We start from the raw sequence: 17,628 nt of genomic DNA, 5'->3' as shown, positions 1-17,628 counted from the left end.
AACGACGTGTTCAGCGGCGGCCGCTTGCGGCCGTCCGCTGCAACACACAGTTATGCACCATTCACTTCCACCAATTCGCTTGAAGAGGTAGGCGGTGGGATGGGCTGTCCTTCCTCCTTGAGACCTTCGAGATGAAACTCGATTGCCTCTCGGATCAGAGAAAGAGCTTCTTCCTTCGTTTCCCCTGCAGCCACGCATCCAGGAAGGTCTGGCACGTACGCGCCGTAAGACTCGGGGCCTTTTTCGACTACTACGAGATATCGCATACTTCACCTGTCTTTCTTTAAACCTGCCTGCTTCAAAGCACTGTTTAGCGTCCCGGCTGGCATGTCAATGCTAGGCTTGCCCGCCACCGTCACGGTTCCTTTCTTCGTCGGATGACGAAACTGACGGTGACTGCCTTTCGTCCGGACCAAAACCCATCCATCGGCTTCGAGCAAATCGATGAGCTCCTTGACCTTCACGATGGCTCGATCACCGCGGATGGACTATGGTGCATAACTAGTGTACTGCCCCGTTAATTTTTGGTACTTTGCGGTATCTCATCTTGGAGAGATCGCAATGCCCCAACGCATGCCCCCGGTCATGTTGAGTGCCGACGAACGTGAACAACTGGAATCGTTGTCGCGGTCGCGCTCGATGTCGGCAGCACTCGTGCAAAGAGCCAAGATCGTGCTCGCTTGCGCTGAGGGCACGCCGAATTCGCAAGTGGCCGAGCAACTCGGGATCCACAAGGCCACGGTTGGTCTGTGGCGACGCCGCTTCGGCGAACGGCGCATTGCGGGACTTTACGACGAGCTGCGCCCGGGCAAGCCGCGCACGATTGATGATGAGCGCGTGGCGGAGTTGATCTACACGACGCTGCACAAGCGGCCCAGCAAGGGCGCGACGCACTGGAGTACGCGCGAGCTCGCGGTCGAGACTGGGATATCCAAGACCAGCGTTCAGCGCTATCTGTCGCTGTTTGGGGTGCAGCCGCACCGCACTGAAAGCTTCAAGCTTTCGACCGATCCGTTCTTCGTGGACAAGCTGCGCGATGTCGTCGGACTGTATCTGAACCCGCCCGACAACGCGCTCGTCGTATGCGTCGATGAGAAAAGTCAGTGTCAGGCGCTTGAGCGCACGCAGCCGATGTTGCCGATGGGCTTGGGCTATGTCGAAGGCGTTACCCATGATTACAAGCGGCACGGCACGACGACGTTGTTTGCTGCTCTCGATGTGCTCACCGGCGCTGTGCTCAGCACTTGCAAGCCACGCCATCGTCATCAGGAGTTCCTCAGCTTTCTGCGCGAAATCGACAAAGTCGTACCCGATCATCTCGAAGTCCATGCGATCGTCGATAACTACCGCACGCACAAGCACCCGAAGGTGAACGCCTGGCTCGCCGCGCATCCACGCTGGCACTTGCATTTCGTTCCAACCTATAGCTCCTGGCTCAATCTGGTTGAACGCTTCTTTGCCCTGATCACGGACAAAGCGATTCGCCGAGGCTCGTTTCAATCAGTAAAAGACCTGATCGCGAAGATTGATTGCTTCGTGCAGCAATACAACAAACACTGCAAGCCATTCATATGGACCGCCACCGCCGACTCGATCATCCAGAAACTGGAACGGCTTTGCAGGCGAATTAACGGGACGGCACACTAGGTGAAATGTGAAACGTGAAAAGTGAAACGGAAAAACCGGTCTTGTGCGGCTCGGTGAAACGTCACGCGGAGGACGTTACGTTTCACGTTTCACATTTCACGTTTCACCGCCTAACCCTCACGTTTCACTTTTCACGCCGCCGGAAAGCTCGTCCGCGACCTTCTGCGCTTCCTTGAAATCGAGCGTGCCCTGGTACACCGCGCGGCCGGTGATGGCGCCGGTGATGCCTTCGGATTCGACGGCGCAGAGCTTCCTCACGTCGTCGATGTTGTGCAGGCCGCCGCTGGCGATGACCGGGACGGTGAGCTGGCGCGCGAGCGCGACGGTCGCTTCGATGTTGACGCCGGTCAGCATGCCGTCGCGGCCGATGTCGGTGTAGATGACCGCTTCGACGCCGTAGTCCTCGAACTTCTTCGCGAGGTCGACCACGTCGTGGCCGGTCATCTTCGACCAGCCGTCGACCGCGACCTTGCCGTCCTTGGCGTCGAGCGCGACCATGACGTGGCCGGTGAACGCGGTGCACGCGTCGTGCAGGAATCCCGGGGTCTTTACCGCCGCGGTGCCGATGATGACGTAGGACACGCCGCCGTCGAGGTAGCGCTCGATGGTGTCGAGGTCGCGGATGCCGCCGCCGAGCTGTATCGGCATCCTGTCACCCACCGCATCGGCGATCGCGCGGATCGCGCCCTCGTTCTTGGGCTTGCCCGCCGCAGCGCCGTTCAGGTCGATGAGGTGCAGCCGGCGCGCGCCGAGCTCCAGCCAGCGCTTCGCGGTCGCGACCGGATCGTCGGAGAACACGGTCGCCTCGTTGAAGTCGCCTTGCTTCAGGCGCACGCATTTGCCGTCTTTGAGGTCAATGGCCGGGATGATGAGCATTTTGGTGCGGGAAGTGCGAGACGTGAGCGGATCGCTCGTCTTTGGAATCGAGAGTGGGCAGCGCGAAGAGGGGCGGAGGTGTGAGCGTGCCGTTCTAGGTTTTCGACATACTACAGGAACTGACGGATGCGCGTAATCACGCGGCGCCGGCCGGCGCGGCCGCGGCGGGCTGCCATTTGGCGAAGTTCTCGAGCAGGCGCAGCCCCGCCTCGGCGCTTTTTTCGGGGTGGAATTGCACCGCGAAGATGTTCTCGCGCGCCGCGGCGCACGTGAACGCGAAGGGATAGAGGCTGTAGGCGGCGATCAGCGCCGGCTCCGCCGGCTCGGCGAAATAGCTGTGCACGAAATAAAAGCGCGTGCCGTCGGCGATGCCGTCCCACATCGGGTGCGGGCCGCTCTGGTGCACTTCGTTCCAGCCCATGTGCGGCACCTTGAGCTTCGCGCCTGTCGCGTCCGTCATGCGGTCTGCGGGAAAGCGCCGCACGCGCCCGGGCAATATCGAAAGGCCCGGCGTGTCGCCTTCCTCGCTGTGCTCGAAGAGCATCTGCAGACCGATGCAGATGCCGAGAAACGGTTTGTGCCGCGCCGCATCGAGGACCGCGCCGCGCAGGCCTTTGGCGTCCATCTCGCGCATGCAGTCGCGCATCGCGCCCTGGCCGGGGAAAACGACGCGATCGGCGCCGCGCACGACCTCGGGGTCGCCGCTCAGGACGACCTCGTATTGCGGCGCCACGTGCTCGATCGCCTTGGTGACCGAGCGCAGGTTGCCCATGCCGTAATCGATGACCGCGATGCGCGCCATCGGTGCCTTACAGCGTGCCCTTGGTCGACGGCACGCCCGAGGTGCGCGGGTCGACTTCGACCGCCATCCTGAGCGCGCGGCCGAACGCCTTGAAGGCGGTCTCGGCCTGGTGGTGCGCGTTGTCGCCGCGCAGGTTGTCGACGTGCAGCGTCACCAGCGCGTGGTTGACGAAGCCCTGGAAGAATTCGTGGACGAGGTCGACGTCGAAGTCGCCGATCCGCGCGCGCGTGAAGTCGATGTTGAACTCGAGCCCGGGGCGGCCCGAGAGGTCGATCACGACGCGCGACAGCGCTTCGTCGAGCGGCACGTAGGCGTGGCCGTAGCGGCGCACCCCTTTCTTGTCGCCGACCGCTTTGGCGAACGCCTGGCCGAGCGTGATGCCGACGTCCTCGACGGTATGGTGCGCGTCGATGTGCAGGTCGCCCTTGGCCTCGATGTCGAGATCGAACACGCCGTGACGCGCGATCTGGTCGAGCATGTGGTCCAGGAACGGCACGCCCGTCGCGAGACGCGACCGGCCCGTGCCGTCGAGATCGATCTTCACGCCGATCTGGGTCTCGAGGGTGTTGCGGGTGACTTCGGCTTTACGCATGGTCTAACGCGCGTCCTTCAGCGCTTTGATGAAACGGTCGTTCTCTTCGATGGTACCGACGGTGACCCGCAGGCAATCGGCAAGGCTCGGGTGCGAGCCGTTCAGGTTCTTGATGAGGATGCCGCGCTGCTTCAATCCCGCATTGATGCGGTCCGCATCCTCGATCCGGAACAGGATGAAGTTCGCCGCGCTGGGATAGACGGTCGTCGCAACTTTCGCGAGCTCGTCGGCGAGCCGCCCGCGCTCCGCGCGTATCGCCGCGGCCTGCTGTTCCAGCAGGTCCGAATGCCGCAGCGCCTCTTCCGCGACGATCTGGGTGAGCACGCCGACATTGTAAGGCAGGCGCACTTTGTCGACGTGCTGCAGCCACTCCCGCCCCCCGGCGACCAGCCCCAGCCGCAGCCCCGCGAGCCCCGATTTGGACAGCGTGCGCATGACGAGCAGGTTGTCGAACTCGTTCAGGCGCCGCATGAACGTGCGGCCGGCGAACGCATGGTACGCCTCGTCGACGACGACGAGGCCGGGCGCCGCGCGGATCACCTGCTCGATCGCGGCGTCGTCGAAGAGATTGCCGGTAGGGTTGTTCGGATACGCGAGGAACACCAGCGCCGGCTTGTGCTCTTCGAGCGCGATCAGCGTGCGCTCGACGTCGAGCGAGAAATCGGGATTGAGCGGAACGCTCGCGTAGCCGACCCGGCAGTACTCGGCGATCAGCCTGAACATGACGAAGGTCGGCGCGACGCTCATGACGGTCGCGCCCGGCTTCGCGGTCGCCATCACCAGCATCTGGATGATCTCGTCGGAACCGTTGCCGAGGATGATCTCCTGGTCCGCGGGGACGCCGAGCGCTGCGCGCAGCGCCTTCTTCAGGCCCGCGGCCGAGGCGTCGGGATAGCGGTTGATCTCGGCGTTCGCGACGAGCTCGCCCAGGCGCCGGCGCACGTCTTCCGGGAGCCGGTACGGGTTCTCCATCGCGTCGAGCTTCACCATGCCGCTCGCGTCCGGCACGTGGTAGCCGGCGAGCGCGCGCACTTCGTCGCGGATGACGTCTTCGGGTTTGGCGGCCATGGGCTTACCCGGGAATACGAAATTCGGCCGAGCGCGCGTGCGCGGTCAGCCCTTCGCCGTGCGCGAGCTCGGAGGCGATCTTGCCGAGCTCGGCCGCGCCGCGCCGCGAGATGCGGATCAGGCTCGAGCGCTTCTGGAAATCGTAGACGCCGAGCGGCGAGGAGAAGCGCGCGCTGCGCGATGTCGGCAGCACGTGGTTCGGCCCCGCGCAGTAATCGCCGAGCGCTTCCGACGCGTAGGCGCCGACGAAGATCGCGCCGGCGTGACGGATCTTCTCGATCAGCGGCTCGGCGTCTTCCACCGAGAGCTCGAGGTGCTCGGGCGCGATGCGGTTGACGAGCTCGCACGCCTCATCGAGGTCGCGCACCTGGATGAGCGCGCCGCGGCCGCTCAGGGCGGCTTCGATGACGCCGCGTCGAGGCATCTCCGAAATCTGGCGCTCGATGCTCGCCGCGACCTGGTCGAGAAAGCCCGCGTCGGGCGAGATCAGGATCGCCTGCGCGAGCTCGTCGTGCTCGGCCTGCGAGAAGAGATCCATCGCGATCCAGTCCGGGTTGCTCCTGCCGTCGGAGACGACGAGGATCTCCGAAGGCCCCGCGACCATGTCGATGCCGACGACGCCGAACACGCGGCGCTTCGCCGCGGCGACATAGGCGTTGCCGGGACCGACGATCTTGTCGACCGCGGGGACCGTCGCGGTGCCGTACGCGAGCGCACCGACCGCCTGGGCGCCGCCGATCGCGAACACTCGGTCGACGCCCGCCAGCGCCGCGGCGGCGAGCACCAGCGGATTGCGCTCGCCCTGCGGCGTCGGCACGACCATGACGATCTCGGCCACGCCCGCGACCTTCGCCGGCATCACGTTCATGATGACCGACGACGGATACGCGGCCTTGCCGCCCGGCACGTACACGCCGACGCGGTCGAGCGGCGTGACGCGCTGTCCGAGCTCGTTGCCGTATTCGTCTTCGTACGACCACGACTGCGCGCGCTGGCGCTCGTGGTAGGCGCGCACGCGCGCGGCCGCGGCTTCGAGCGCGGTGCGCTGGGCCGCCGGCAGGCCCTGCAGCGCTGCGTCGCATTCGGCGCGAGAAATCTCCAGCGCGGCGGCGTTCGCGACCTCGACGCGATCGAAGCGGCGGGTGTACTCGACGAGCGCCGCATCGCCGCGCGCTTTCACGTCGGCGAGGATGGCGGCGACGGTCTCGTCGACACGCGAGTCCTGCGCGCCTTCGAATGCCAGCAGCTCTTCGATGACCGCTTCGAAATCGCTTTGCGTGGACGAGAGCCTGCGCATCACACCACCGCGCGGCTGAACGCGTCGAGCAGCGGCTGCACCGCATCGCGCTTCAACTTCAGCGAAGCCTGGTTGACGATGAGCCGCGCGGAGATCGGCGCGACTTCCTCGACCGCGGTCAGGCCGTTCGCCTTGAGCGTGGTGCCGGTGCTCACCAGATCGACGATCGCGTCCGCGAGCCCCACGAGCGGCGCGAGTTCCATCGACCCGTAGAGCTTGATGAGGTCGACGTGCATGCCTTTCGCCGCGAAGTGCTCGCGCGCGGTCTGCACGTACTTGGTCGCGATCTTGAGCCGCGCGCCCTTGTGGATCGCCTGCTGGTAATCGAAATCGTGGGCGACCGCGACCATCATGCGGCAGCGCGCGATCTTCAGGTCCAGCGGCTGATACAGGCCCTGCCCGCCGTGCTCGTCGAGCACGTCCTTGCCCGCGACACCGACGTCCGCCGCGCCGTACTGTACGTACGTGGGCACGTCGGTTGCGCGCACGATGATGACGCGCACGTCCTTACGGTTGGTGGTGAGGATGAGCTTGCGCGAAGTCTCCGGGTCTTCGCGCGTCGCGACGCCTGCCGCGGCGAGCAGCGGCACGGTCTCGTCGAAGATGCGGCCCTTCGAGAGCGCGATGGTGATCATGGGAGGCTCGAGTGCGGCGGGAGAAGCGAAAGGGTTGAATTGTAACGCAAAAACACTGCTAAACTCGCACCGCCATGGCCGAACCCCCGCTCGTCGAGATCACCGATCTCGCTTTTTCGTACGGAACCCACGAGATCTTCCGCGACGTCGACATGACGATCCCGCGCGGCAAGATCGTCGGCATCATGGGCGCGAGCGGGTCGGGCAAGACGACGCTGATGCGCCTCATCGGCGGTCAGCTCCATCCGTCGCGCGGCACGGTCACGGTGATGGGCCAGGACGTGCACGCGATATCCCGCGGCGAGCTTTACGCGCTGCGCAGGCGCATGGGCATGCAGTTCCAGCAGGGCGGCCTGTTCACCGACCTCTCGGTGTTCGAGAACATCGCGTTCCAGATGCGCGAGAAGACCGACCTGCCCGAGGACATGATCAACGACCTGGTGAAGATGAAGCTGCACGCGGTGGGCTTGCGCGGCGCCGCAGATCTGATGCCCGCGGAGCTCTCGGGCGGCATGGCCCGGCGCGTCGGCCTCGCCCGCGCGATCGCGCTCGATCCCGCGCTGATGATGTACGACGAGCCTTTCGCCGGCCTCGACCCGATCTCGTGCAGCGTCGTCGCCAACCTGATCCGGCGCCTCAACGATGCGCTCGGCCTCACGTCGATCGTCGTCTCGTACGACGCGCACGAGGCGCTGAAGGTGATCGACTACGTGTACTTCCTCGCCGACGGCGTGGTGGTGGCGCACGGGCCGACCGACGAGATCAAGCGCTCGGAGCATCCGTTCGTGCACCAGTTCATCCGCGGCAGGCCCGACGGCCCCGTGCCGTTTCACTTCCCGGCCGGGTCGTTCGCCAAGGACCTCGAGCTTTCGTAAGCCGTCATTCCCGACCGCGCGACAGCGCGAAGCGATCGGGAATCCATTTTGACGTTTAAAAAATGGATCCCCGCTGCGCGGGGATGACGGTTGTTACCGCACCCGCTCGATGCGCGCGCCCAATTTCGACAGCTTCTCCTCGATCCGCTCGTAACCGCGGTCGAGGTGGTAAACCCGCTCGATCGTGGTCTTGCCGCGGGCGACGAGGCCGCCGAGGACGAGTCCGGCGGAAGCGCGCAGGTCCGTCGCCATCACGATCGCGCCTTCGAGCTGCGGCACGCCTTTGACCACCGCGGTGTTGCCTTCGAACTCGATGTCGGCGCCGAGACGCTTGAGCTCCTGCACGTGCATGAAGCGGTTCTCGAAGATGGTCTCGGTGATGAGCGAAGTGCCTTTCGCGATCGCGTTGAGCGCCATGAACTGCGCCTGCATATCGGTCGGGAAAGCGGGATAAGGCGCGGTCCTCACGTTGGCCGCGTTCAGGTGGCCGTTCATCCTGAGGTGTATCCAGTCTTCGCCGCTGTCGACGATCGCCCCGCACTCGCGCAGCTTCTCCAGCACCGCTTCGAGGATCTCGGCGCGCGTCTGCGTGAGCTTGACGTCGCCGCCGGTCGCGGCGGCGGCCGCGAGATAGGTCCCGGTCTCGATGCGGTCGGCCATCACCCGATAGCGCGCGCCGTGCAGGCGCTCGACGCCTTCGATCGTGATGACGTCGGTCCCCGCGCCGCGGATCGAAGCACCCATGGCGATCAGGCAGTTCGCGAGGTCGACGACCTCGGGCTCGCGCGCGGCGTTCTCGATGACCGTCGTGCCCTCGGCGAGCGTCGCCGCCATCATCAGGTTCTCGGTGCCGGTGACGGTGACGATGTCGGTGACGATGCGCGCGCCTTTCAGCCTGCCCGCGCGCGCGATCATGTCGCCCTGCTCGATGCTGATGGTCGCGCCCATCGCCTGCAGGCCTTTGATGTGCTGGTCGACCGGCCGCAGGCCGATCGCGCAGCCGCCGGGCAGCGACACCCGCGCCTCGCCGCAGCGCGCGACCAGCGGCCCCAGCGTCAGCACCGACGCGCGCATCGTTTTCACCAGCTCGTAGGGCGCCGCCGGTTGCTTGATCTGCGCGGCGGACAGCTCGACCCCGAGCTTTTCGTCGACCGAGATCGCGACACCCATCTGCCCGAGCAGGTTGAGCATGGTCGTCACGTCGCGCAGATGCGGAACGTTCTCGATCGTCACCGGGTCGCGCGTGAGCAGCGAGGCGCAGAGGATGGGCAGCGCGGCGTTCTTCGCGCCTGAGATCGCGACCTCGCCGTGCAGCGGCACGCCGCCTTCGATGACGAGCTTATCCACGCTGCGCCTTCCACTCTTCGGGCGTGAGCGTCTTCATCGAGAGCGCGTGGATCTCTTCGCGCATCCTGTCGCCCAGCGCCGCATAGACGAGCTGGTGCTGCTGCACCATGCGTTTCCCGCGGAACAGAGGGCTGACGATGATCGCCTCGAAATGACGGCCGTCGCCGGCGACTTCGACGTGTTCGGTTTCGAGGTTTTGCTCGATGTATTGCTTGATGAGATTGGGATCCATGGTCAATCCAGAGAGGAGAAAGAAGAGAGGAGATAGGAGAGCACCGGAGGGATCACCCGCGGTTTTCCCCTCTCTCCTATCTCCTCTCGCCTCTCAGCGTCTTAGCTTGTAGCCGCTGCGGATGAGCGACAGGGTCAGCAATGATAAGGCCAGGAAACTGCTCGTCACAATCGTGAGCGAGAGCCACGGCGAGACGTCGGCCTGCCCGAAGAAGCCGTAGCGGAAACCGTCGATCATGTAGAAGATCGGATTGAAATGAGACAGCGTCTGCCAGAACGGCGGCAGCGAATGGATCGAGTAGAAGACGCCCGACAGGAAGGTGAGCGGCAGTACGATGAAGTTCTGGAACGCCGAGAGCTGGTCGACCTTGTCGGCCTGCAGCCCGGCGATGATGCCGAGGGTGCCCATGACCGCGCTGCCGGCGAGCGCGTAAGCGACCGCCCACACCGGGTGGGCCACCGGCACGTCGACGAACGCGATCGTCGCGGCGAACACCCCGGCGCCGACCAGCAGCCCGCGCGCGACCGCCGCCAGCAGGTACGCGAGGAAGAACTCGCGATGCGAGAGCGGCGGCAGCAGCACGAAGACGATGTTCCCCTGCATCTTCGACTGCATCAGGCTCGACGACGAGTTGGCGAACGCGTTCTGCAGCACCGCCATCATCGCGAGCCCCGGCACCAGGAACGTCGTGTACCCGATCCCCGGATAGGCTTCCACGTGGCCGCGCAGGGTGTGCGCGAACACCAGCAGATAGAGCATCGCGGTCAGCACCGGCGCGAGCACGGTCTGCACGCTCACTTTCCAGAAGCGCAGCCATTCCTTGTAGAACAGGGTGTAGAAGCCGGTCATTGGTTCATGATCTGCACGAAGACCTCCTCCAGGTCGGGATGCAGGACCTCGAGCTCGTGCACCTTGACTCCCGCGCTGCGCAGGCTCGTGATCAGCTCCGCGACCTCGTCGTAGCTCTTCATCGCCAGCCGGTATTCCCCCTTTTCGCGGCGCTCGACGACTCGCGGCTCCAGGCGGTCGGGCAGGCGATCGGGTTCGACGCGCAGCTCGACATAGCAGCCCGAGTGGCGGCGCAGCAGATTCTGGGTCGTGTCGAGGGCGACGATCCGGCCCTGTTTGAGCATCGCGATGCGTCCGCACAACGCCTCGGCTTCCTCGAGGTAATGCGTGGTGAGCACGATGGTGTGGCCGTCGCGGTTCAGGCGCCGGACGAAGCGCCACAGCGCCTGCCTGAGCTCGACGTCGACGCCGGCGGTGGGCTCGTCGAGCACGATCACCGGCGGCTTGTGCACCAGCGCCTGGCCGACCAGCACGCGCCGCTTCATGCCGCCGGAGAGCGCGCGCATGTTGGTGTTCGCCTTGTCCGTCAGGTCGAGCTCCTCGATCACCTCGTCGATCCAGGCGTCGTTGGCGCGGACGCCGAAGTAGCCCGACTGGATGCGCAGCGTCTCGCGCACCGTGAAGAACGGGTCGAACACCAGCTCCTGAGGCACGACCCCGAGCGCTCGGCGCGCCTCGCGATAGTCCTTCACCACGTCGTGACCCATCACGCGCGCCGAGCCCGCGGTGGCGCGCGTGAGCCCGGCGACGATGCTGATGAGCGTGGTCTTGCCCGCGCCGTTGGGCCCGAGCAGGCCGAAGAACTCGCCCTGCTCGACCTCGAGGCTCACCCCCGCGAGCGCGTGCACGCCCGCGAAGCTCTTCGCCACGCGGTCGACCTGTATTGCGGGAGTCACGTCGCTAGGACGCAGGCAGCAACTCTGACACGCCGTAGAGATCGGCGAGGGTCCTCAGGTTGTCCGGGAGATTGGTGTATTCGATCGCGCGCTTGTCGGCGGCGGCGAGGCGGCGCCATTCGAGCAGCAGCGAGAGCGCGGAGGAATCGACTTCGGTCAGGCCCGCAAGGTCGACGACGATGCGCGGCGACTGGAACGCGCGCCGGCTCTCTTCGAGCACGGCGGTCACGTTGGCCATCGTCAGCGCGCCTTCGACCCTGCAGCGCTCGCCTTCGCAGACGATCATCAGCGCGCGGCCGCCGCGGTCTGCGACGCGAGCGCCTTGTTCTTGTTCCTGAGCGCCGCGATCAGGCCGTCGACGCCGGTTCTCTGGACCTCGGCGTTGAAGGTGTTGCGATAGTTCTCGACGAGGCTGATGCCTTCGATCTTGACGTCGTAGACCTTCCAGGTGCTGCCCACCTTTTCCATGCTGTAGTCGACCGCGACCGGCTGGCCGGTGGGCTGCTTGATCAGCGACTTCACGATGACGTCGGTGTCCACCGGGCTCATGCGCACCGGCCGGTACTCGATGGTCTGGTTCCGGTAGCCGGTGAACGCGGTCGTGTAGGTGCGCACGAGCAGGGTCTTGAACTCCTCGGTGAGCACTTTCTGCTGTTCCGCGCTGGCCTGCCGCCAGTTGCGGCCGACCGCGAGCTGGGTCATGCGCGTGAAGTTGAAGTGCGGCAGCACCTTGGTCTCGACGAGCTGCGCGACCTTCTGCGGGTTGCCCGCCTGCAGGTCCTTGTCCGCGCGGATGATCGCGAGCACTTCGTCGGTGACGCTCTTCGCCAGCGCGTCGGGCGCGACGTCGGCGAGCGCGTGCGACGCCGACGCGGCGAGAGCGAAAAACAACGCGGTGATCAGCTTTTTCATGTGTTTCCCCTTCGATACGGACGCTGCGCGCGTCTTACTTCTTGGCGTTGTTGTCGCCGCCTTCGGCCGCCTTGCTGTACAGGAACTGGCTGATGAGCTTTTCGAGGACGACCGCGGACTGCGTGAGCTTGAGCGACTCGCCGCTCGCCAGGTTCTGCGGGTCGCCGCCGGCCTCCAGACCGATATACTGCTCGCCCAGCAATCCGGATGTCAGGATCGAGGCGGTCGTGTCCTTCGGGAACTTGAAGCTGTTTTCGATCGCCAGCTCGACGCGGGCGTTGAAGCGCTCGTTGTCGAAGCCGATCGAGGTCACCCGGCCCACCACGACGCCCGCGCTCTTGACCGGCGCACGCGGCTTCAGGCCGCCGATGTTGTCGAAATTGGCGTACAGAGTATACGTTTGATTGCCCAGGCCGATGCTCGTCATATTTCCCACTTTCATGGCGAGCACGAGCAGTGCGGCGATCCCCGCGCAGACGAAAAGGCCGACCCACAGGTCGAGCGTCGATCGTTCCATCAGAATCCCCGAAACATGAAAGAGGTGAGGAGGAAGTCCAGCCCGAGTATCGCGAGCGAGGACGTGACGACGGTGCGCGTCGTCGCGCCCGAGACGCCTTCGGCGGTCGGCGGCGCGTCGTACCCTTCGAACAGCGAGATCCAGGTCACCGCGACGCCGAACACGAAGCTCTTGAGGACGCCGTTGAGTATGTCGTTGTAGAAATCCACCGCCGATTGCATCTGCGACCAGAACGAGCCTTCGTCGACGCCGATCAGCACCACGCCGACCAGATAACCGCCGAAGACGCCCATCGCCGAGAACAGCGCCGCCAGGAGCGGCATCGAGATGACGCCGGCCCAGAAGCGCGGCGCGACGACGCGGGCGATCGGGTCGACCGCCATCATCTCCATCGCCGCGAGCTGCTCGGTCGCTTTCATCAGCCCGATCTCGGCGGTCATCGCCGACCCCGCGCGGCTCGCGAAGAGCAGCGCCGCCACCACCGGGCCGAGCTCGCGCACCAGCGACAGCGCCACCAGCACCCCGAGCGCGGACTCCGAGCCGTAGGTCTGCAGCGTGTAATAGCCCTGCAGCCCCAGCACCATGCCGACGAAGAGCCCCGACACCAGGATGATGATGAGCGAGAGCACGCCGGTGTAATACAGCTCGCGTATCAGCAGTCGTATGCGCCTGAAAGTCGTCCCGGAGCTGGCGATCGTGAGCCCGAAGAACCGGCTGGCGTAGCCCAGACGCCACACCATGTCGACGGTGTGATGGCCGATGCCGCGGATGCCGAGCGAGGAAGTGCGGTTGAACATTGTTGGTTTCAGTGGGCGAGCTTCAAGTCCTGCGCATAGCCGCGCGCGGGATACTGGAAAGGCGTCGGACCGTCGATCTCGCCGTAGACGAACTGTCTCACCAGCGGGTCGGTCGAAGCGCGCATCTGCGCCGGCGTGCCGTGCGCGACGACCACGCCGTCGGCCATGTAATAGACGTAGTCGACGATCTCGAGCGCTTCGTACACGTCGTGCGTCACGACCAGCGACGTCGCGCCGAGCGCGTCGTTGAGACGCCGGATGAGATTGCCGATGACGCCGAGCGAGATCGGGTCGAGGCCGGTGAAAGGCTCGTCGTACATCATGATCATCGGGTCGAGCGCGATCGCGCGCGCGAGCGCGACGCGCCGCGCCATCCCGCCCGAGAGCTCGGCCGGCATGAGCTTCGCGGCGCCGCGCAGGCCCACCGCATTGAGCTTCATCATGACCAGGTCGCGGATCATGCGCTCCGGCAGGTCGGTGTGCTCGCGCATCTGGAAGGCGACGTTGTCGAAGACCGAGAGATCGGTGAACAGCGCGCCGAACTGGAACAGCATCCCCATGCGGCGGCGCAGCTCGAAGACGCCCCCCTGGTCGAGATCGTTGACGAGCGTCCCGGCGACGCGCACCTGCCCGCTGCTCGGTTTGACCACGCCCGAGATGAGCCGCAGCAGCGTGGTCTTGCCCGAGCCGGAGACGCCCATGATCGCCACGACCTTGCCTTTCGGAATGGTCATGTCGACGTCGATCAGCACGGGGCGCCGATCGTACGCAAAGCCGACGTTCTTGATCTCGATGAGTGGCTCTTGGGCCATCTATTCAGAGGGGGTGGACGAAAAAACGCGAATTGTAACAGTAGCGCAGGCGCCCCCGCCTGCAGGCCGGGGCGCGTTTTTTTTACTGCAGGCGAGGCGCCTGCGCTACACGATGCTATAACTTCAGGCACATGGACAGCTCGCCCGCTCTCGCTTTCCGCGGCGTATCGAAGGCTTTCGGCGCTACCCGCGCGCTCGACGACTTCACGCTCGAAGTCGCACGCGGCGAGCTGTTCGCGCTGGTCGGCGGCAACGGCGCCGGCAAGACGACGCTGATCAAGTGCCTCCTCGACTTCACGACGCCCGATTCGGGCGCGATCGAGATCGCGGGCCGGACCCACCGCGACACCGCGTCGCGCGCCGACCTCGCGTTCCTGCCCGAGCGCTTCAACCCGCCGCATTACCTCACCGGTCGCGATTTCCTGCGCTACATGGCCCAGCTCCATCGCCGGCCGTACGACGAAGCCGGGGTCCGGGCGGTCTTCGAGCGGCTCGATCTCGCGCTGTCGGCGCTCGACCGCCCGGCGCGCACGTACTCCAAGGGCATGACGCAAAAGCTCGGCCTCGCGGCGTGCCTCGTCTCCGGCAAGACCCTGCAGGTGCTCGACGAGCCGACCAGCGGCCTCGACCCCAAAGCGCGCGCGCTGCTCAAGCGCGAGCTTCGGCGCCTGCGCGAGGCCGGGCGCACGATCTTCTTCACCTCGCACGCGCTCGCCGACGTGCAGGAGCTCTCCGACCGGATGGCGGTCGTCCAGAACGGCCGGCTCATGTTCGCCGGCACGCCGGACGCGCTCGTCGAGCGTCACGGCGCCGCAAGCCTCGAGCAGGCGTTCCTCGCGTGCATAGGCGAGCGCGCGGCGGCCTGAAAACGCTGTACCTTCGGGAGGATCGCTGGCACAATTGATTCAGTTTGGGCTTCGGAGCGGAAACCGGGCGTGAGTGAGGAGGCAAAACCGGACCTGCTGATCGTCGACGATGACCCGGTGATTTCGGACACGCTGAGCTTCGTGCTCGCCAGCGACTTCAACGTCTACGTTGCCGATTCCCGCGCACAGGTGAAAAGCCTGCTGCGGCAGCTGGACCGCCCGCCCCAGCTCGCGCTCGTCGACCTCGGGCTTCCCCCCACCCCGCACCGTCCCGACGAAGGCTTCCGCCTCGTCTCCGAGCTCGTCGCGTACTCGCCCGAGATGAAGATCCTCGTGCTCTCCGGGCAGAGCGACGAGATGAACGCCCGCCACGCGCGCACGCTCGGCGCGGTCGACTTCGTCCACAAGCCGTGCGAGCCCGACACCCTCCGCGAGCTCCTCACGCGGGCGCTCGAAGTGCGCGACGCCGAGGTCGAAGCGCTGCCTTCGAGCGGCCTCCTCGGCTCGAGCGTCCTCATCGAGAAGCTCCGGCAGCAGATCGGCCAGTTCGCGAACGCGCCTTTCCCGGTGCTGATCGAAGGCGAGTCGGGCAGCGGCAAGGAGCTCGTCGCGCAGTCGCTGCACGCGCTGTCGCACCGCGCCGGCAGGCCGTTCCTCGCGCTCAACTGCGCCGCGATCTCCCCCACGCTGGTCGAGCCCACGCTCTTCGGCTACGCCAGAGGCGCTTTCACCGGCGCGACCACGCCCCGCGCCGGCTATTTCGAGGACGCGCAGGATTCGACGCTGTTCCTCGACGAGATCGGAGAGCTGCCGCTCGAGCTCCAGGCGAAGCTCCTGCGCGTGCTCGAGAACGGCGAGTTCCAGCGCGTCGGCGAGACCCAGAGCCGCGTCTCGAACGCGCGCGTCATCGCCGCCACCAACCGCGACATGCGCCAGGAGATCCGCGCCGGGCGCTTTCGCGCGGACCTCTACCACCGCCTCTCGGTCTTTACGCTGTCGGTGCCGCCGCTGCGCGATCTCGGCGACGACAAGGCGGTGCTGCTCGACCACTTCCGCGATGTGTACGCCAGGCAGGCCGGGGTGGAAGGCTTTCGCCTCGACGGCAACGCGCTGGCGCTGTGGTCGGACTACAGCTTTCCCGGCAACGTGCGCGAGCTGCGCAACATCGTGATCCGACTGACGACCAAGCACGCCGGCCAGGAGATCACGGCCGAGCAGCTACAGGCCGAGCTCGACATGGAGAGCATGGACGTCGACGTGGGGCTGCCGGTGACGCAGGATTTCAACGCGATCCTCGAAGCCGCCAAGCGCCAGCTCCAGTTCAACAAGTCGTTCGATCTCGACAGCACGCTGCAGCAATGGGAGCGCGGGTACGTCGAAGCCGCGCTCGCGATCACGCACGGCAACCTCACGCGCGCCGCCAAGCTCCTCGGCATACACCGCACCACGCTGTACAGCCGCATGCAGAACTACGCGAGCGAAGATGTCGCGCAGAAATGAACTCACCGACAGGAGAAGGCGCTGACGGTCACTCCGCGGCGCCAATCAGCCTATGTACTATGAACATTTCGGCCTGAGAGAAGCGCCTTTCAAGATCACCCCCAACACCGACTTCTTCTTCAGCGGGGGTAACCGCGGTCCCGTCCTCGAAGCGCTGATCTACGCCATCACCCACGGCGAAGGCATCGTGAAGGTGAGCGGCGAGGTCGGCAGCGGCAAGACCATGCTCTGCAACATGCTGCAGAACAGGCTGCCGCCGAACGTCGAGAGCGTCTATCTCGCCAACCCGAGCGTCGCGCCCGACGAAGCGCTGCACGCCATCGCTTTCGAGCTGGGGCTCGGCATCGACCGCCACGCCGACCGGCTCGAAGTGATGCACGCGCTGCAGGCGCATCTGGTCGAGCAGCACGCCGCGGGACACCGCGTCGTGCTCTTCATCGAGGAGTCGCAGAGCATGCCGCTCGCGACGCTGGAGGAGATCCGCCTCCTTTCGAACCTCGAGACGCGCAACGACAAGCTCCTGCAGATGGTGCTCTTCGGCCAGCCCGAGCTCGACGAGATCCTGCGCCGGCCGGACATCCGACAGCTGCGCGACCGCATCGCCCACAGCTTCCGGCTCGACCCGCTGACCGACGAGGAAGCGCGCGAGTATCTGATGTTCAGGATGCGCGCGGCGGGGTATCACGGGCCGGACCTGTTCTCGCCCGCGATCGTGCGCCAGATCGCGCGCGCCGCGAGCGGGCTCACGCGCCGCATCAACCTGATCGCCGACAAGGCGCTGCTCGCCGCTTTCTCCGAGAACACGCACACCATAGAGGCGCATCACGTCGAGGCCGCGCTGCGCGACAGCGAGTTCAGCCGGCCGCCGCGCAAGCGCATCATGGCCGCCCCGCCGCCGTACGCCTGGGCCGCGGCCGCCCTCGTCGCCGGCATCGCGATCGGCGTCGGCGTGTATGCGGCCGTCGACCGCGGCGCGGCGCACAGCGCGCCGGTCCCGCCCGCGCCGGTCGTGGCGGCAATGCCCGCGGCAGCGCCCGTATCCGCAGCCGCGCCGACGGCTGCACCCGCGCCCGCGGCGGCGGCGCCCGCATCCGCTCCGGCCGCTGTC

22 protein-coding genes are annotated in these 17,628 nt (G+C 65.9%); 5 read left to right on the top strand and 17 right to left on the bottom strand.

The window, feature by feature from the left end; translation table 11 throughout:
• Positions 1 to 50: 50 nt before the first annotated feature.
• Both VHP37_01225 and VHP37_01220 read right to left on the bottom strand, forming a co-directional pair.
• Entirely contained in the window at positions 51 to 266 is a 216-nt protein-coding gene (locus VHP37_01225; GenBank protein ID HEX2824940.1) for a type II toxin-antitoxin system HicB family antitoxin, read from the bottom strand.
• Between the two features lie 3 nt (positions 267 to 269).
• On the bottom strand, positions 270 to 464 hold the full coding sequence (locus VHP37_01220; protein ID HEX2824939.1) for a type II toxin-antitoxin system HicA family toxin: 195 nt from the start codon (positions 462 to 464) through the stop codon (positions 270 to 272).
• A gap of 97 nt (positions 465 to 561) precedes the next feature.
• Between VHP37_01220 and VHP37_01215 the strand changes: the two genes are divergently transcribed.
• Positions 562 to 1,647 (top strand): IS630 family transposase, encoded by a 1,086-nt coding sequence (locus VHP37_01215; GenBank protein HEX2824938.1) that lies wholly within the window; start codon positions 562 to 564, stop codon positions 1,645 to 1,647.
• A 117-nt stretch (positions 1,648 to 1,764) separates the two neighbouring features.
• Here VHP37_01215 and hisA read toward each other — a convergent pair whose 3' ends face one another.
• The 6 genes from hisA to hisG all read right to left on the bottom strand — a co-directional run bounded on the left by hisA (position 1,765) and on the right by hisG (position 6,917).
• Complete coding sequence (hisA, locus tag VHP37_01210) at positions 1,765 to 2,523, bottom strand: 1-(5-phosphoribosyl)-5-[(5-phosphoribosylamino)methylideneamino]imidazole-4-carboxamide isomerase (GenBank protein HEX2824937.1); 759 nt, start codon at positions 2,521 to 2,523, stop codon at positions 1,765 to 1,767.
• Positions 2,524 to 2,659: 136 nt separating this feature from the next.
• Complete coding sequence (gene hisH, locus VHP37_01205; GenBank protein HEX2824936.1) at positions 2,660 to 3,325, bottom strand: imidazole glycerol phosphate synthase subunit HisH; 666 nt, start codon at positions 3,323 to 3,325, stop codon at positions 2,660 to 2,662.
• Between the two features lie 7 nt (positions 3,326 to 3,332).
• Positions 3,333 to 3,917, bottom strand: a complete 585-nt coding sequence (gene hisB / locus VHP37_01200) for an imidazoleglycerol-phosphate dehydratase HisB (protein HEX2824935.1) — start codon at positions 3,915 to 3,917, stop codon at positions 3,333 to 3,335.
• Between the two features lie 3 nt (positions 3,918 to 3,920).
• Positions 3,921 to 4,985 carry a histidinol-phosphate transaminase gene (gene hisC, locus VHP37_01195; GenBank protein ID HEX2824934.1) on the bottom strand — a complete coding sequence of 355 codons (1,065 nt, stop codon included), beginning with the start codon at positions 4,983 to 4,985 and terminating at the stop codon, positions 3,921 to 3,923.
• A gap of 4 nt (positions 4,986 to 4,989) precedes the next feature.
• Positions 4,990 to 6,282 carry a histidinol dehydrogenase gene (gene hisD / locus VHP37_01190; GenBank protein HEX2824933.1) on the bottom strand — a complete coding sequence of 431 codons (1,293 nt, stop codon included), beginning with the start codon at positions 6,280 to 6,282 and terminating at the stop codon, positions 4,990 to 4,992.
• Positions 6,282 to 6,917, bottom strand: a complete 636-nt coding sequence (gene hisG, locus VHP37_01185; GenBank protein ID HEX2824932.1) for an ATP phosphoribosyltransferase — start codon at positions 6,915 to 6,917, stop codon at positions 6,282 to 6,284. The genes hisD and hisG overlap by 1 nt, the downstream gene beginning before the upstream one ends.
• Before the next feature lie 74 nt (positions 6,918 to 6,991).
• On the opposite strand from hisG, the gene VHP37_01180 reads away from it, so the two are divergent.
• The gene (locus tag VHP37_01180) at positions 6,992 to 7,792 is read left to right on the top strand and encodes an ABC transporter ATP-binding protein (GenBank protein ID HEX2824931.1); all 801 of its coding nucleotides are present in this window, start codon (positions 6,992 to 6,994) and stop codon (positions 7,790 to 7,792) included.
• A 93-nt stretch (positions 7,793 to 7,885) separates the two neighbouring features.
• On the opposite strand, the gene murA is transcribed toward VHP37_01180, so the two are convergent.
• From murA to VHP37_01135, 9 genes are all read right to left on the bottom strand, one after another.
• The gene (murA, locus tag VHP37_01175; GenBank protein ID HEX2824930.1) at positions 7,886 to 9,139 is read right to left on the bottom strand and encodes a UDP-N-acetylglucosamine 1-carboxyvinyltransferase; all 1,254 of its coding nucleotides are present in this window, start codon (positions 9,137 to 9,139) and stop codon (positions 7,886 to 7,888) included.
• Positions 9,132 to 9,377, bottom strand: a complete 246-nt coding sequence (locus tag VHP37_01170; protein HEX2824929.1) for a BolA family protein — start codon at positions 9,375 to 9,377, stop codon at positions 9,132 to 9,134. Before VHP37_01170 ends, murA begins: the two co-directional genes overlap by 8 nt.
• A gap of 87 nt (positions 9,378 to 9,464) precedes the next feature.
• Entirely contained in the window at positions 9,465 to 10,220 is a 756-nt protein-coding gene (locus tag VHP37_01165; GenBank protein ID HEX2824928.1) for an ABC transporter permease, read from the bottom strand.
• A complete protein-coding gene (locus VHP37_01160) occupies positions 10,217 to 11,116 on the bottom strand; it encodes an ABC transporter ATP-binding protein (protein ID HEX2824927.1) in 900 nt (299 codons plus the stop codon). The genes VHP37_01165 and VHP37_01160 overlap by 4 nt, the downstream gene beginning before the upstream one ends.
• A 4-nt stretch (positions 11,117 to 11,120) precedes the next feature.
• Positions 11,121 to 11,402: an STAS domain-containing protein gene (locus VHP37_01155; protein ID HEX2824926.1), complete on the bottom strand. Its 282-nt coding sequence runs from the start codon at positions 11,400 to 11,402 to the stop codon at positions 11,121 to 11,123.
• Positions 11,402 to 12,028, bottom strand: a complete 627-nt coding sequence (locus VHP37_01150) for an ABC transporter substrate-binding protein (GenBank protein ID HEX2824925.1) — start codon at positions 12,026 to 12,028, stop codon at positions 11,402 to 11,404. The genes VHP37_01155 and VHP37_01150 overlap by 1 nt, the downstream gene beginning before the upstream one ends.
• A gap of 34 nt (positions 12,029 to 12,062) precedes the next feature.
• Positions 12,063 to 12,545 carry an outer membrane lipid asymmetry maintenance protein MlaD gene (gene mlaD / locus VHP37_01145; protein ID HEX2824924.1) on the bottom strand — a complete coding sequence of 161 codons (483 nt, stop codon included), beginning with the start codon at positions 12,543 to 12,545 and terminating at the stop codon, positions 12,063 to 12,065.
• A complete protein-coding gene (mlaE, locus tag VHP37_01140) occupies positions 12,545 to 13,342 on the bottom strand; it encodes a lipid asymmetry maintenance ABC transporter permease subunit MlaE (protein ID HEX2824923.1) in 798 nt (265 codons plus the stop codon). Before mlaE ends, mlaD begins: the two co-directional genes overlap by 1 nt.
• 8 nt (positions 13,343 to 13,350) lie before the next feature.
• Positions 13,351 to 14,154: an ABC transporter ATP-binding protein gene (locus tag VHP37_01135; protein ID HEX2824922.1), complete on the bottom strand. Its 804-nt coding sequence runs from the start codon at positions 14,152 to 14,154 to the stop codon at positions 13,351 to 13,353.
• A 131-nt stretch (positions 14,155 to 14,285) separates the two neighbouring features.
• On the opposite strand from VHP37_01135, the gene VHP37_01130 reads away from it, so the two are divergent.
• The 3 genes from VHP37_01130 to VHP37_01120 all read left to right on the top strand — a co-directional run.
• Positions 14,286 to 15,020, top strand: a complete 735-nt coding sequence (locus VHP37_01130; protein ID HEX2824921.1) for an ABC transporter ATP-binding protein — start codon at positions 14,286 to 14,288, stop codon at positions 15,018 to 15,020.
• A 69-nt stretch (positions 15,021 to 15,089) separates the two neighbouring features.
• Positions 15,090 to 16,520: a sigma-54 dependent transcriptional regulator gene (locus VHP37_01125; protein HEX2824920.1), complete on the top strand. Its 1,431-nt coding sequence runs from the start codon at positions 15,090 to 15,092 to the stop codon at positions 16,518 to 16,520.
• Between the two features lie 52 nt (positions 16,521 to 16,572).
• Positions 16,573 to 17,628 (top strand): AAA family ATPase (locus tag VHP37_01120; protein ID HEX2824919.1); only part of this gene is annotated, 1,056 nt, incomplete at its 3' end.

The organism is Burkholderiales bacterium (genome assembly GCA_036262035.1).
Taxonomy (GTDB): domain Bacteria; phylum Pseudomonadota; class Gammaproteobacteria; order Burkholderiales; family SG8-41; genus JAQGMV01.
This window is presented reverse-complemented; position numbering and strand designations above follow the sequence as displayed.

Coding starts and splice junctions, on each gene's coding strand:
- VHP37_01225 (HEX2824940.1), bottom strand. CDS start 266: ATGCGATATCTCGTAGTAGTCGAAAAAGGCCCCGAGTCTTACGGCGCG.
- VHP37_01215 (HEX2824938.1), top strand. CDS start 562: ATGCCCCAACGCATGCCCCCGGTCATGTTGAGTGCCGACGAACGTGAA.
- hisA (HEX2824937.1), bottom strand. CDS start 2,523: ATGCTCATCATCCCGGCCATTGACCTCAAAGACGGCAAATGCGTGCGC.
- hisH (HEX2824936.1), bottom strand. CDS start 3,325: ATGGCGCGCATCGCGGTCATCGATTACGGCATGGGCAACCTGCGCTCG.
- hisB (HEX2824935.1), bottom strand. CDS start 3,917: ATGCGTAAAGCCGAAGTCACCCGCAACACCCTCGAGACCCAGATCGGC.
- hisC (HEX2824934.1), bottom strand. CDS start 4,985: ATGGCCGCCAAACCCGAAGACGTCATCCGCGACGAAGTGCGCGCGCTC.
- hisD (HEX2824933.1), bottom strand. CDS start 6,282: ATGCGCAGGCTCTCGTCCACGCAAAGCGATTTCGAAGCGGTCATCGAA.
- hisG (HEX2824932.1), bottom strand. CDS start 6,917: ATGATCACCATCGCGCTCTCGAAGGGCCGCATCTTCGACGAGACCGTG.
- VHP37_01180 (HEX2824931.1), top strand. CDS start 6,992: ATGGCCGAACCCCCGCTCGTCGAGATCACCGATCTCGCTTTTTCGTAC.
- VHP37_01165 (HEX2824928.1), bottom strand. CDS start 10,220: ATGACCGGCTTCTACACCCTGTTCTACAAGGAATGGCTGCGCTTCTGG.
- VHP37_01155 (HEX2824926.1), bottom strand. CDS start 11,402: ATGATCGTCTGCGAAGGCGAGCGCTGCAGGGTCGAAGGCGCGCTGACG.
- VHP37_01150 (HEX2824925.1), bottom strand. CDS start 12,028: ATGAAAAAGCTGATCACCGCGTTGTTTTTCGCTCTCGCCGCGTCGGCG.
- mlaD (HEX2824924.1), bottom strand. CDS start 12,545: ATGGAACGATCGACGCTCGACCTGTGGGTCGGCCTTTTCGTCTGCGCG.
- mlaE (HEX2824923.1), bottom strand. CDS start 13,342: ATGTTCAACCGCACTTCCTCGCTCGGCATCCGCGGCATCGGCCATCAC.
- VHP37_01135 (HEX2824922.1), bottom strand. CDS start 14,154: ATGGCCCAAGAGCCACTCATCGAGATCAAGAACGTCGGCTTTGCGTAC.
- VHP37_01130 (HEX2824921.1), top strand. CDS start 14,286: ATGGACAGCTCGCCCGCTCTCGCTTTCCGCGGCGTATCGAAGGCTTTC.